This is a genomic window from uncultured Succinatimonas sp. (assembly GCF_905203285.1).
Lineage (GTDB): Bacteria > Pseudomonadota > Gammaproteobacteria > Enterobacterales > Succinivibrionaceae > Succinatimonas.
On the sequence record NZ_CAJKVK010000056.1, the window covers coordinates 1 to 14,035 of the forward strand.

A 14,035-nucleotide genomic window follows, 5' to 3' on the forward strand; every position below is an offset into this window, starting at 1 on the left:
AAGCAGGCCGTATGGGATATGAAGCGGGTCTTGCCGGATTGAGCAGCACTGCCCGCGCAACTTCTCCTATGGAAAAGTTTTTAGCGGAGGCAATGAAATAAATGAGCTTTTTTGATGAAATTTCAAAAGTTGATATCGATAAGTTCAGACCGTTGGTTGATTCCCGTACTGACGCAGATGTTGAGCGCGCTTTAAGCAAATCAGGACCGCTTGACGTTGAAGATTTTGCGGCTTTGATTAGTGAAAATGCCCGTATCCATTATTTAAAGGATATGGCGCAGATGTCAATGCAGCTAACAAGAAGACGCTTTGGCAGAACGGTCAATATGTATTTGCCTTTATACCTTACCAATCTTTGCACGAATAAATGCAAATATTGCGGATTTTCATCTGCCAATAAATTTAAGCGAACCGTCTTAACCTTGGATGAAATCAGGGAAGAGTGCGAAGCCATCAATAAGCTTGGTTATGAGAATATTCTTCTTGTAACCGGAGAAAATGATCGTCGCGGCGGTATGGATTATTTCCGTCAGGTTTTACCGATTGTTAAGGATTACGCCGCTTATCTGCAGATGGAAGTTCAGCCTCTTGATACCGAGGATTACGCCGAGCTTAAGACCTTAGGACTTGATGCAGTTTCCGTATATCAGGAGACTTATCATCCGCAGTGCTATAAAGAGAATCACTTGGCCGGTAAGAAGATGGATATGCGTTATCGCATGGAAACACCTGATCGCCTGGGAACTGCCGGTATTGATAAGATCGGAATCGGTGCTCTTTTAGGCCTTTATGATTGGAAGGTTGACTGCTGCGCTGTTGCTATGCATGTTCTTTATATGCGTGAGCATTATTGGAAGAGCAGATTAAGCGTATCCTTCCCGCGTCTGCGTCCTGCCGCCGGCGGTTATGAACCGCAGTTCCCGATGTCGGATCCGCAGATGGTTCAATTAATTTGCGCATGGCGTATTTTTGATAATGAGCTTGATCTGACCATTTCAACTCGTGAAAGCGCGGATTTTCGCGACATGATAATTCCTTTGGGTATTACAGCGGTTAGTGCCGGATCTTCAACTGAGCCGGGTGGTTATGCTCATAAAGGAAAGAATCTTGCTCAATGGGAAATCAATGACGACAGATCGGTTGACGCTGTGGTTGATGCATTGCATCGCAACGGTCTTGAGGCAGTTTTCCATGATGCATCAACTTCCTATTTTAAGGCAGTGTAAAAATTTGATTAAAAAATTTTGAAATAGGCTTTACCCTGAAAAGCGCCGTTGTTTTTCAGGGTATTTTTTTATATTAATTTCATCAAAAGTGCGAATTTGTCCAACAGATTGGGCAAATATATATTCTTTGTGATCTTATTCAAAATATCAGCACTTTAAATAAATAAAAAAAGATAAAAAAGTTAATGTGAATACACAAAATTCATCTGATAACGGAGAACAATAAATGAAAGCTATAGTGCTGCACGCAAAAAATGATTTACGCTATGAAGATGTTGCCGATGTTTCTATTACCAAGAGTACTCAGGTACTTGTCAAAATGTTGTACGGCGGTATCTGCGGATCGGATAAGCATTATTATTCCTTAGGTGCAAACGGCAGCTTTGAAGTTAAGCATCCTTTTGTTTTAGGTCATGAAGGCAGCGGTATCGTCGAAGAAGTCGGAGCTGATGTAAAAAGCGTTAAAAAAGGCGATATGGTGGTATTCAGACCGGCTCTTGCCTGCGGGCATTGCAAATTCTGCAATAAAGGTATGTATAGATATTGTGAAAACGCCACTCATTTCGGCTCAGCTTCTACAATGCCTCATACTCCCGGTATTTTCTCCGAATACGCAGTCGCTGAAGAAGTTCAGTGCCTTAAGGTTGTAGATGTCGATCCTAAAGTTGCCGCTTTAGCCGAGCCTTTGAGCGTCGCCTTTGCCGGAGCTCATGCTTTGGGAAATATCATGGGCAGAAACGTAGCGGTAATGGGGGCAGGTCCAGTAGGTACTTTGTGCGCTCTTGCCATAAAGTCATTAGGTGTTAAATCCGTTACTGTTTTTGACGTGCGCAATGCTCCGCTTGAAGCATGTAAGAAAGCCGGTCTTGAAAATGTCTGCAATACCTTAGAGGAGCCTGAAAAGGTAGCTAAGTTCTGTGAACATAAAGGTTATTTTGACGCAGGTCTTGATGCAACCGGCAACGGTCAGGCCTGCACGACTTTGATGAAAATGATTACTCCTGAAGGCGTTTTGTCTCAGGTCGGTATGTATCCTACCGGTCGTACACCGCAGGATTTAGGTCCGTTCTTGAATAAGGGCCTTGTCTGGCATTCTGTATTCCGCTTCTATGAGGAGTTTGATGCAGCCGTCAACGCATTGAACAATCATCTTTTTGATCCGAGCTCAATTATTACTGACGTTGTTGATGCTAAGGATTGCATGGATGGCATGAATGCTGCTATGTCTCCTAATGCAATTAAGGTTCTTTATAAGTTTTAAAGCTTAAACATATTTAAGTTTAAGACGTTTAAAATTAGGCCCCCGCTTGATGTAAACACGTTAAGCGGGGTTTTCTTATCTTCATTTTGCGTATTTTGTCATAGCTAAAGCATATAAGAATAAAAGAAAAATATAGGGTGAAGAATCAAAACGTGAAAAAATAAAGATTTTTTATTTGCAAAACGTGAAAATTATCTCCTTAATTATTTACAAAACGTGATTTTGATTAAGTAAAATTATTTACAAAACGTGAAAGACAAAATCGCTAGGTGTTGTAAATGTATAGAAAAATCGAAAAAAATTTACTTAAATGGAAGCAAGAGAAGAATAAAAAAGCATTGCTTATAATGGGAGCACGGCAAATAGGAAAAACGTATATTGTGCGTAAATTTGCTAGGGCAAATTATGAGAATTTTTTTGAAATTAATTTCATTACAACCCCTGAAGTTATCGATATCTTTAACGGAAATCTTGATGCAGATACGATAGTTATGAATTTGACTGCCTTTTTAAGGCAATCTCTTACTTTAGGCAACACGTTAATTTTTTTTGATGAAATACAAGAATGCCCCAGAGCCAGAACTGCTTTAAAATTTTTGGTAGAGGACGGTCGTTTTGATTATATTTGTTCCGGATCTCTTTTAGGGGTTAATTATAAATCGATACCTTCATTACCGGTAGGATATGAATCTACTCTCTATATGTATCCTATGGATTTTGAAGAGTTTTGCATTGCAAATTCAGAGCAGCCTGAAATTTTTGCCTACCTTAAAAATTGTTATGACGGGAAAACAGCGGTTAGAGAAATCATACATAATACTATGCTTAACTTGTTTAAGTTGTATATGATTGTGGGCGGAATGCCGGATGCCGTACGAACTTTTGTTGAAACTAAAGATATAGGAAAAGTAGTAGCACTGCAGCAAGATATTGTGTCTCAGTATCGTCAGGATATTATTAAATACGCGCAAAAAGATCCGAATAAGATCACGAAGATTTTTGATGAAATTCCTTCACAGTTAGATGCTAAAAATAGGCGTTTCCAATTGGCGTCTCTTGATAAAAATGCACGCCTGCGTCAGTACGAAGAGGCTTTTGTCTGGCTGCAGGATGCAGGTGTGGCTTTGCCGTGTTTTAATTTAAGCGAACCTAAAATACCGCTTAAAATTAATGAACAATCACGTTTATTTAAGCTTTATTTAAATGACACCGGTCTTTTGTGCGCAATGGGAACGGAAAATACCCAATTTGAAATTTTGCGCGGAAATTTAAGTGTAAATTTCGGCGGTATTATGGAAAATGTTTTTGCACAGCAGTTAAAGAGCAATGGCTTTTCATTAAGATATTTTAATAAAAGAAATGTAGGGGAAGTTGATTTTGTTTTACAGCAAAATACGGAGGTTGTATTAGTTGAAATAAAATCCGGCAATGATTATAAGCAGCATACGGCTCTTAATAATACTATGAAAGTAAAAGAGTGGAATCTAAAGAAGGCTATCGTATTTTGCCAAGGGAACGTTGAAAAAGATAAAAATATTTTGTATATGCCTTGGTATATGATTATGTTTTTAACAAATTATGACAGAAGTCCCATCCCTCTTTAGGGTGGGGATGAATGGCATCCGGTTGCCTTTTTTCTGTCTTCAGTGTACAGTACGGAGCACAAAAATTGACAGATACAAAAGCGCTTCATCGCGTGTGGTTAAGAAGAAATTTCCTGAAATCATACAATATTGCGGAAAGAATTCTTTTGGTCAAAAAGCTATAGTCTGATAACAGTTGTTGGTGCCTCATTAGAGGTATTAAAAGGCAAGGAACGGATTAAACACAGTGGCACAGGTGAAGGTAATTAAATGCCTGCAATTCAGGATATATCCTGATGCTGCGCAGCAGGTCTTAATTTGGAAGACCTTTGGCTGCTGCCGCTGGATGTGGAATCATCTGCTTGATGAGCGTATCAAATCAAATAAGGTGTTAGACGGAGTTAAATTCAAGAACACTACCCCTGCGCATTTTAAAAAAATCCCGGAGAACAGTTTCTTAAAAGAAGTTGATGCGCTGGCATTAGCCAACGAACAGCTTAACGTCAATCGGGCCTGCAGCAAGTGTTTTGCTAAAGGCAAGACTCCCAAATTCAGAGCTAAAAGGAACGAAAGGCGCAGCTATACTACCAATGCAGTAAATAACAATATCGAATTAATCCATATAAGAGATACCGAAAACTATCTAAAGCTGCCGAAACTTAGATTGGTGAAAATAATACGGCACCGTAATATACCGGACGGAGCGGTATTAAAGCATGTCACCGTCAAGGAGACGGCAAGCGGGAAGTTTTTTGCAGCTCTGACATATGAGGTGATGCAGGAAGAAGTTCAGCCGGTAACTGAGTTCAAAGATGTTGAAAGCTTTGATTACAACATGAGGGATTTAGTCGTATCCGCTTCCGGCAGATACGATATTCAGGCTGAAGACATTCACTGGTATCGCAAGATGGAGCAGAAGCTTGCCAAAGAAGAGCGCAGACTGTCGCACATGGAGTACGGCTCCAATCATTACCGGAAGCAAAAACACCGCGTCGGCGCGATACATGAGAAAATTGCCAATCGGCGCAATGACTTTCTGCACAATCTGTCACGTGATGTTGCCGATGAGTTTGATGCTGTTGCGGTTGAAGATATCAATCTGCACGGCATGGCGCAGGCATTAAACTTCGGCAAAAGCATACATGATAACGGCTTTGGCAGGTTCAGGGGGTTTCTTGCCTATAAACTAAAAGCTCAGGGCAAGGCGTTGGTGAAGGTAAGTTGGAATTTTCCCAGTACACAGCGCTGCTCTGTATGCCATCATATCAATTCTAAAGTTAAAGACCTTTCTGTAAGAGAATGGGTATGTCCGTCTTGCGGCGCCTTGCATAATCGCGATAAAAATGCGTGTGCCAATCTCAAGCAGGAAGCGATAAATTATCTGAACCGTTGGGCTAACGGGGATAGCACGTTGATACTGACTCCGGAAGGAGTCTTGAGCGTGAAGAAGCCCCACCTTCTGAAAGGTGGGGAGTAAGTCACAGCAAAACAAAATAGTTGATGCCAAGATTAATCTTGATTTGTCTGGGCTTAAGATTTAGAGGAGCAATAATGCATCAAAAGGGCAGTAAAAACGCATTAGCACAGAAACTTAATGAAGATCCGCTGTTAAAAAATTTTATAGATTACGTGCGTTTTGATACAAAAGCAGATCCGGACAGCAATACTGTCCCTTCAAGTAAAGGACAGCTTGAATTAGGCGCTTTTATTGTAGAAAAAATAAAAAAACTTAATTTTGATGTAAAACAAAAAGATACCGGCGTTGTCTGTGTAAAGGTTCCTGCAAGTGTCGGTTTTGAAAAGGTAAAAAGCTTATGCCTTTTGGCTCATCTTGATACCGCCCCTGATGCTTCAGGCAAGAATGTTAATCCTTTATTGGTTGAAAATTATGCGGGCAGCGGGATAGAGCTTGAAAACGGATTAATCATTGATGACAAAATATGTCCCGAGCTTAAAAATCATTTAGGCGATGATATTGTAGTGACTGATGGAACGACATTGCTCGGTGCAGATGATAAAGCGGGTGTCGCGGTTTTATGTACTTTGCTGGAACGATTAAGTTCAGGTGCAGTAAAACATGGACCATTAACTATTATTTTTTCAGTAGATGAAGAGCTAGGTAAGTCCTGCGGTCATTTAGATGTTAAAGAAATAAATTGTGATTACGGCGTAACCGTTGACGGTTGTGATTTAGGTGAGTTTGATATAGCTACGTTTAACGCAGATGCTGCCGTGGTTACGATAAAAGGACGCAGCGTTCATACTGCAGTTGCCAAAGGCAAGATGCTCAATGCTATAAAGGCGGGATCTAAATTTATAGATTTAGTTTCCTCTATCCCTTCACCTGAAACAACTGAAGGCCTTGAGGGATTTGTACATCCTCATGACATTAGAGGCGGTGTAGAACAATGCGTAATAAAATTTATCGTCCGTTCTTTTACCAAAGACGGTTTAATAAAGCTTGAGGATAAACTTCAAGCTGCAGTTTCTAAGCTTAATTCTCTTTACGGAGAGGAGATAGCTTCAATTACGTTCTCTTTCCAATACGCCAATATGGAAGAGGTATTAAAACAGCATCCTAAGTTTTTAGACTGCTGCAGGAAATCTTTTGAAGATGCAGGAGTTTTGGTTAAAGAGAATTTTGTAAGAGGCGGAACTGACGGCTCCAATCTTTCAAATGAAGGACTTCCTTGTCCTAATATTTTTACCGGAGGATTGTGCTGTCACGGACCTTTTGAGTGTTTGCCCGTAGCTTCGCTGCATAAATCTTATGCGGTAGTTGAGGCTTTGGTTAAAAATATGCCTAAATTAGATGCGTTATAAATTTTTGACGTTACAAGACGGCAGTGAGGTTAAAGCCGCACTGCCTTATATTATTTCAGCATCAAGGAATTGCGATTTACCAAGCGAGCCTGACAAGCTGCTAAAACTCTTGTCAGCGCCTTTTGTCTCAAAAGTAAATCCGTTTAACCGAAAGCTTTCTTATATTGCTTTTGATGAAGTTAAGCTTTTAGTTTTATGGTCAAAATTTCCGCGGGTTTTTCTTAAAAATCCGTCGTTTTTAAAATCTCTTCCTTATAAAACAGCGCTTTTGTACACTTTAAACGATTATGAAAAAGAGGGATTTGAGCAAGTTCCTGACCTCTTTTGCAGAATTGAGCTTTTTCAAGAATGTGTACGATTACTTGGTAAAGGAGCTGTGATCTGGCGTTATGATCCGATCATATTAAATGAAGAGTTAACGGCAAAAGAACATGTAAAACGCTTTTACCATATTGCGCAAAAACTTAGTGGTTATTGTGACAGGGTGATTTTTTCTTTTGTTGATACCCGCTATCCAAACGCTAAGAAAAATGCCGCATATTTAAAAGTAATAAAAACTTCTAATGAGGAAAAGTTAATGCTGATTAAAAATCTCGTGGAGATTGGCAAAAAATTCGGCATGACTTTACAATCTTGCGCACAATCGTCAGATTTTACAGTCGCAGGAGCAGAATCTGACGGGTGTATCGGCAAGTATCTGGTAAAATATTACAGATTAAATAGTAGTTTATGTCGTGACAGGGCGCAAAGAAAACTTTGTTTATGCCTTGAATCACGAGACATAGGACAAGAGCACGGATGTAAATTCAATTGTGCTTATTGTTATGCGTTTAAGGAAATAAAATGGCGCGAGTGCTGTTGACCGGTGCTTACGGACAAGTCGGCAAAGAGCTTGAAGTTTGTCTTTTAAATAGTGAAGACGAAGTCATTTCTTGTGATCATAAAGCTCTTGATATCAGTCAGGAAGATCGGGTTTTAAGTGCCGTTACCGAAAGCGGGGCTGATATTATTATCAATGCCGCAGCCTATACCAATGTTGAAAAAGCCGAAGATGAAAGAGTAAAAGCATACGAAGTTAATGCCTATGGCCCTAAATATTTAGCCAAAGCAGCAAAACTTGCTGATATTCCTCTTATTCATATTTCAACAGATTATGTCTTTTCTTCAGAAAACGGCAGAGCTCATCGTGAGGACGATGCTGTTGAAGCACAATGCGTGTACGGAAAGTCAAAGCTTGAGGGCGAAGAGAATATCATTGCCTGCTGCAGTAAGTACGTAATTGTAAGAGCTTCATGGATTTTCGGCAGGTACGGTAATAATTTCGTGAAAACCATGCTGCGTCTTTCCGGGAAATACGACGCTGTTTCAGTTGTAAGCGATCAAAAAGGCAATCCTACGCCGGCAAGAGCTTTAGCTGAAGCTTTGTGCGTTATTGCTCATGAGGCCTTAAAACCTGATTTTAAGGACTACGGTATTTATCATTTTGCCGGAAATCCTGCAACCACTTGGGATGAGTTTGCAAGAAGCGTATTTAAATACGCTAAACTTGCCGGATTCATCCAAAAGGATATGGAAGTTAAAAGCATTTTAGCCAAAGACTATCCGTCAAAAGCCGTGCGTCCTTATGACTCAAGGCTTGATACTAATAAGATTAATGAAGTTTTTAAGATAGCACTGCCTGATTGGCAGGACTATTTACCCGAAACCGTTGGGGAGTTTTTTGATGAACAAAACAATTAGTTCGATTTCTTTAGCTTTAATCATCGGACTTTCAGGATGCTCTTTAATGCAGACTGATTATGAGCGTCCGCAGCTTGCTATAGTTGATTCATATCAAAACGCAGCTGAATTTTTAGGCAATCGCGTTTCAGATAAATTCTGGACCGAGTTTTCCGATCCTAAGCTTACCGCCGTGGTGGAAAATGCCTTAAATGCCAATCTTGATTTGCAGTCAGCTTATCTTAACGTCCGCAAGGCTCGTTACGCTTTAGATGAAATCAATACTAATTTGTTGCCTGATTTCGGCGCCGGCGGCAATATCGGCGCTGAACGCCGTCTTGAGCATCATAACAGCGAGACCAAGAGTTCGGGAACTAATCTTACTTTGTCATATGAACTTGATTTGTTCGGACGTCTTGACGCTGAAAGATTGTCATCCTTTGAAAATCTGCAGGCTAGTGCCTATGACTATTGGGCAATGCGCTTATCAACCATAGCATCGGTCGCTAACGCATATTGGCAGTATGCCTATGCAAAAGAGGCAGTGCAATTGGGTGAAGAAGATCTTAAAGATTCAGAGCGCCGTTTATCCCTCATTAAGAGTATGTATGACGCAGGTGCTGCAGACGGTCTTGCTTACGATACCGCAATGGTAAATCATCTGCAGGTTCAGGAGACTTTGGAGCAAAGAAAGAATAATTTGGCTCTTGCCCGTACCGCATTGACCGCTCTTTTAGGTCTTACTGCCGATAAGGATGTTGAGGTAAGTGAGTTAAAGGATTCTGCTGTTCCTGATATTGAATTGGAGATCCCGTCTGCATTGCTTTCCCGCCGTCCTGATTTGATGGCAAGTGAGGCTTTGTTAAGAAAAGCTTATGCAGATTATGATGTTGCGGCCTTATCTTTATATCCGACATTTGTGTTAAGTGCCGGAGTTTCTGCAGGAGATACAGGCACTTTAGGTCGTTTTCTTGCAAATCCTTTAGGTACGTTAGGTGCGGCAATAACTTTACCGTTTTTAAACTATAGTGAGCTTAGTGCCCGTAAAGGTCAGGCCATGACTCAAAAGGACATCAGTGAGCTTGATTTTGTCAATACTTACATTAATGCCGTAAGAGAAGTTTCCGATGCGGTAAGCAATATCACTTACTACAAGAATTTAGTTTCAAAGACCGAGCATGAATATACTCTTGCCCGTCAGAACTACAACCGCTACTCAGAGCGTTATCGCTATGGCGCAAGCTCTTTAAACGAGTTCTTGGATGCTGCCGATACCTTGCGTTCAGCTTCTGATAAATATTTAAATGCAAAGCGCATGGTTTTAAACAGCTCTATGGACTTGATGGTAGCCTTGGGCGGTGATACTCAAGAAGAGAAAATCGAAGATCTGCTGCAGAATATCTAATGGCAAATAATATTTTGGAAAATAAAGCGGCGTTTGAAAAAAGCGCCGCTTTTAATCAGGGACCTTTCGTAAAAATGGATTTAATTCCTTGTCCCGTATGCGGACATTTATGTTCAAGGGATGCGCTTACTTGTCCTAAATGCGGCAAGCCTCTTGCTAAAAAGAATAAGATCATTGCGGCAATTCTGGCGCTGTTGTTCGGCGGCCTTGGGCTGCATAAGTTTTATTTAGGTAAAATTTTGTGGGGAATTATCTATCTGCTGTTTTGCTGGACGGGAATTCCTACTATAGTGGGCCTGGTTGAAGGAATAATCTATTTATTCACCTCGGATGAAGATTTTAAACATAAATACGGTTAAAAAAGAGACATGGATATAAAACTTGCCTCATGGAATGTTAACGGCATTCGTGCCGTCAGCGCCAAAGAAGATTGGAAATGGTTTTCAAACTGCGGTTATGACGTGATTTCATTGCAGGAAACTAAAGCAAGCGTTGATCAGATGCCGTCGAGCATTACCGATCCTGACGGTTATCATGCGTATTTTGCTTCTTCCATAGTAAAGAAAGGTTACTCAGGAACTGCCGTCTTTTCTAAAAAAGAACCGATATCACATGAAATTGAGCTTCCCGATCCTGAATTTCAAGGAGAGGGGCGCATCGTTCATCTTGAATTTGAAAAATTCCATTTCTTTAACGGCTATTTTCCTAACGGCGGAGCCGATATCCTGGATGAAAACGGAAAGCCTACCGGAGAATTCAAGCGTGTTCCGTATAAGATGGCCTTTTTTGACAGCTTTTTTAAGTATGCGCAGAAATTACGCGAATCAAAGCCCATTGTTGTTTGCGGTGATTTTAATATCGCGCATAATGAAATTGATTTGGCTCGTCCTAAGACCAACGTTAAAAACACCGGTTTTTTACCGCTTGAACGCGCTTTTTTAGATAAATTTGTCGCAGCAGGATACGTTGATACTTTTAGATACGTTCACGGGGATTTAAAAGATCAGTACACATGGTGGTCTTATAAGACCAGAGCCCGCGCCAAGAATGTAGGGTGGCGTATTGATTATTTCTTTGTGTCAGAAGAGTTGAAAGAAAATATTAAAGACGCATGGATTGAAAATGACGTTTTTGGCTCCGATCATTGTCCGATAGGATTATGTCTTAGCTTTTAAAATGTATTGAAAAAGTGCGTTTTTTATATTTGTGCACAAAAAGGGAGCATTAATTGCTCCTTTTTTAATGCAATTCATTGTGCCTTGCTTTATTTCAAGCCAACTGCTTTAATATATTAACAGTAAGACCTAGAGAGGTCGTTTTGTTATCAACCCTAATTAATATGCCAAGGAGAGAAAGCGTGGAACGCGTAAATTTCCCATGTGAAAACGTGCTTCGTTTTGCGCCGCTGTCGGCAGCGCAATCATTTAATCAAAACTCTGTTTCATCTTGGCGATATTATTATTTCAACTAATTTTTGAAGATTAAAAAGGGTGGTTTTTATGAACCTTAAGAATAGCAGAATGATCCCCCAGGCACCGAATTCGCGACAGGGGATCGTTGATTCAAGATTGAGCGATATATACCAATTGTTACCTCCTGTTGCTTTAGTTGAGAAATTTCCCGCAACGGACTTTACCGATAATTTGGTAAAAGGAACCCGGAAAGTTTTTCACGATATTTTATGTGATAGCGATGATCGCCTTGTTGTCATCGCCGGCCCTTGTTCCATTCATGATCCCAAAGCTGCGCTTGATTACGCTGCCCGCCTTTTGGAGCTGCGTAAACGCTATGCCGATCAGCTTGAGATCATCATGCGCGTCTACTTTGAAAAACCGCGTACTACCATCGGATGGAAAGGTTTAATAAACGATCCTGATTTAGACGGCTCTTACGACATCAATAACGGTTTGCGTATTGCAAGAAAGCTTTTACGCGATCTTAACGAAATGGGTATGCCGGCAGCTACCGAGTACCTTGATACTATTTCGCCGCAGTACATTGATGAGTTCATTTCCTGGGGTGCAATCGGTGCTCGTACCACCGAATCACAGGTTCATCGTGAGCTTGCTTCAGGTTTGTCATGCCCAGTAGGATTTAAGAATGCAACCAACGGCAGTGTAAAGATTGCTATGGATGCGGTTATTGCCGCTAAGCACGAGCATACTTTCATGTCTGTTACCAAGTTCGGTTATGTTGCTATCGTGCATACCAAGGGCAATGAAGACTGCCACATTATTTTGCGCGGCGGTAAAGAGCCTAATTATAAGAAAGCTGATGTTGATGCAGCATGCGATATGCTGGTAAAAGCAGGTTTGCGTCCTAAAGTCATGATTGACTTCTCGCACTCCAACAGCTTAAAGCAGTTTAAGAAGCAAATAGATGTAGGTAATGACGTAGCGGCGCAAGTTGCTGCCGGTGACAGCCGCATCTTCGGCGTGATGATTGAATCTAACCTGGTTGAAGGAAATCAGTCATTGTCACGCAATATTGATGAATTGGTATACGGCAAGAGTATTACCGATGCCTGCGTCGGTTTTGATGATACCGTCAAAATCATTGAGACTTTAAATAACGCAGTGCTGGAGCGCCGTAAGGTTCATCAGGCTTAATCGATTTTATTTCGTAATAAGCCCTCCTTTTTGGAGGGCTTTGACTTAGGAGGTCTCATGCATCCGTCTTTATCTCTTGAAAAGAGCAAGATTAAGATTTTACTTTTAGAAGGCGTAGATCCTAGTGCAGTAGAAACGCTTAAAAATGCCGGCTACACTAATGTTGAATACGATAAAAAAGCTTATGACGGACAAGAGCTTCTTGATAAGATTGAAAATGTTCATTTCTTAGGTATTCGTTCCCGTACCCATCTGACCCGTGAAGTTTTACAGCACGCCAAACGTCTTGTCGGAGTAGGATGTTTTTGTATCGGTACCAACCAGGTTGATTTGGATGCTGCGGCAGAGCTTGGTATCCCAGTATTCAATGCTCCTTTTTCTAATACCCGCTCTGTAGCTGAATTGGTTACCGGCGAATACTTGCAGCTTTTGCGCGATGTTCCGGCTCGTAATGCGTTACTGCATCGCGGCGGTTGGAAGAAAGCTGCCAAGGGATGCTTTGAGGCGCGCGGTAAGACCTTAGGCATTATCGGTTATGGTCATATCGGAACCCAGGTCGGCATCATCGCTGAAAGCCTAGGACTTAATGTCGTGTTTTATGATATTGAGAACAAGCTCTCTTTAGGTAATGCCAAGCAGCTTGCAAGCCTTGATGAGCTTTTTGCCGCTGCCGATATTGTTACTTTGCATGTTCCCGAGACCGAGCTTACACACGGTATGATTAATGCCGATGCTTTTGCCAAGATGAAAGACGGTGTCTTTTTCGTCAACGCTTCCCGTGGTACCGTTGTTGAAATAGATGCTTTATGCGATGCTCTTAAATCAGGAAAAGTGTCAGGTGCTGCAGTCGATGTTTTCCCTAAAGAGCCAGCAGCTAACGGTGAGGAGTTTGTATCTCCGCTTCGTGAGTTTGATAATGTGATTTTGACTCCGCATATTGGCGCTTCAACTGAGGAAGCACAGTGCAATATCGGTATTGAAGTCGCGCAAAAGCTTGCGTTGTATTCAGATAACGGATCTACGTTAACCGCGGTTAACTTCCCTGAAGTATCGCTTCCTGCAAAGCGTGAAGGAGTATCACGTTTGCTTCATGTTCATAAGAATGTGCCGGGCGTTATGCGTCAGATCAACGAAGTGTTTGCTTCAAAAGATATTAACGTGGCGGCTCAGTATTTGCAGACAACCGGGGATGTCGGTTATGTAGTTATGGACATTCATTCAGAAACTCCTGAAGAGATTGTTCCGTTGTTAAAACAGATCCCGGCTACTTTAAAGTGCCGCATTTTGTATTAACAGTTAACTTTGAATAAAAAGCACATAAATAAAAAGGAGTTCAATTTTTGAGCTCCTTTTTTACCTAAAAGTTGCGAGTTTTTACTGATCTAGTGTCTATTATATTAGACACTAGA

12 protein-coding genes are annotated in these 14,035 nt (G+C 41.0%); all 12 read left to right on the forward strand.

Annotation, left to right across the window (positions count from 1 at the left end):
* Positions 1-101 precede the first annotated feature (101 nt).
* The 12 genes from thiH (at position 102) to serA (ending at position 13,919) form a co-directional block, all read left to right on the forward strand.
* Entirely contained in the window at positions 102-1,226 is a 1,125-nt protein-coding gene (thiH, locus tag QZ019_RS06680; RefSeq protein ID WP_294567176.1) for a 2-iminoacetate synthase ThiH, read from the forward strand.
* A 226-nt stretch (positions 1,227-1,452) separates the two neighbouring features.
* Complete coding sequence (locus tag QZ019_RS06685; protein ID WP_295483473.1) at positions 1,453-2,487, forward strand: alcohol dehydrogenase catalytic domain-containing protein; 1,035 nt, start codon at positions 1,453-1,455, stop codon at positions 2,485-2,487.
* A 278-nt stretch (positions 2,488-2,765) separates the two neighbouring features.
* Positions 2,766-4,091, forward strand: a complete 1,326-nt coding sequence (locus QZ019_RS06690; protein WP_295483476.1) for an ATP-binding protein — start codon at positions 2,766-2,768, stop codon at positions 4,089-4,091.
* Between the two features lie 226 nt (positions 4,092-4,317).
* Positions 4,318-5,547: an RNA-guided endonuclease TnpB family protein gene (locus QZ019_RS06695; RefSeq protein ID WP_295483478.1), complete on the forward strand. Its 1,230-nt coding sequence runs from the start codon at positions 4,318-4,320 to the stop codon at positions 5,545-5,547.
* 74 nt (positions 5,548-5,621) lie between these two features.
* Positions 5,622-6,893: a peptidase T gene (pepT, locus tag QZ019_RS06700; protein ID WP_295483480.1), complete on the forward strand. Its 1,272-nt coding sequence runs from the start codon at positions 5,622-5,624 to the stop codon at positions 6,891-6,893.
* Positions 6,883-7,755: a DUF1848 family protein gene (locus tag QZ019_RS06705; protein WP_295483483.1), complete on the forward strand. Its 873-nt coding sequence runs from the start codon at positions 6,883-6,885 to the stop codon at positions 7,753-7,755. Before pepT ends, QZ019_RS06705 begins: the two co-directional genes overlap by 11 nt.
* Positions 7,737-8,633, forward strand: a complete 897-nt coding sequence (rfbD, locus tag QZ019_RS06710) for a dTDP-4-dehydrorhamnose reductase (protein WP_294567169.1) — start codon at positions 7,737-7,739, stop codon at positions 8,631-8,633. Before QZ019_RS06705 ends, rfbD begins: the two co-directional genes overlap by 19 nt.
* On the forward strand, positions 8,617-10,017 hold the full coding sequence (locus tag QZ019_RS06715; protein WP_294567167.1) for an efflux transporter outer membrane subunit: 1,401 nt from the start codon (positions 8,617-8,619) through the stop codon (positions 10,015-10,017). Before rfbD ends, QZ019_RS06715 begins: the two co-directional genes overlap by 17 nt.
* Positions 10,017-10,376 carry an NINE protein gene (locus QZ019_RS06720; RefSeq protein ID WP_294567166.1) on the forward strand — a complete coding sequence of 120 codons (360 nt, stop codon included), beginning with the start codon at positions 10,017-10,019 and terminating at the stop codon, positions 10,374-10,376. The genes QZ019_RS06715 and QZ019_RS06720 overlap by 1 nt, the downstream gene beginning before the upstream one ends.
* A 9-nt stretch (positions 10,377-10,385) precedes the next feature.
* A complete protein-coding gene (locus QZ019_RS06725; protein ID WP_294567165.1) occupies positions 10,386-11,192 on the forward strand; it encodes an exodeoxyribonuclease III in 807 nt (268 codons plus the stop codon).
* A gap of 324 nt (positions 11,193-11,516) precedes the next feature.
* Positions 11,517-12,626: a 3-deoxy-7-phosphoheptulonate synthase AroG gene (gene aroG, locus QZ019_RS06730; protein WP_294567164.1), complete on the forward strand. Its 1,110-nt coding sequence runs from the start codon at positions 11,517-11,519 to the stop codon at positions 12,624-12,626.
* A gap of 57 nt (positions 12,627-12,683) precedes the next feature.
* Positions 12,684-13,919: a phosphoglycerate dehydrogenase gene (serA, locus tag QZ019_RS06735; RefSeq protein WP_295483487.1), complete on the forward strand. Its 1,236-nt coding sequence runs from the start codon at positions 12,684-12,686 to the stop codon at positions 13,917-13,919.
* The last annotated feature ends 116 nt before the right edge of the window (positions 13,920-14,035 follow it).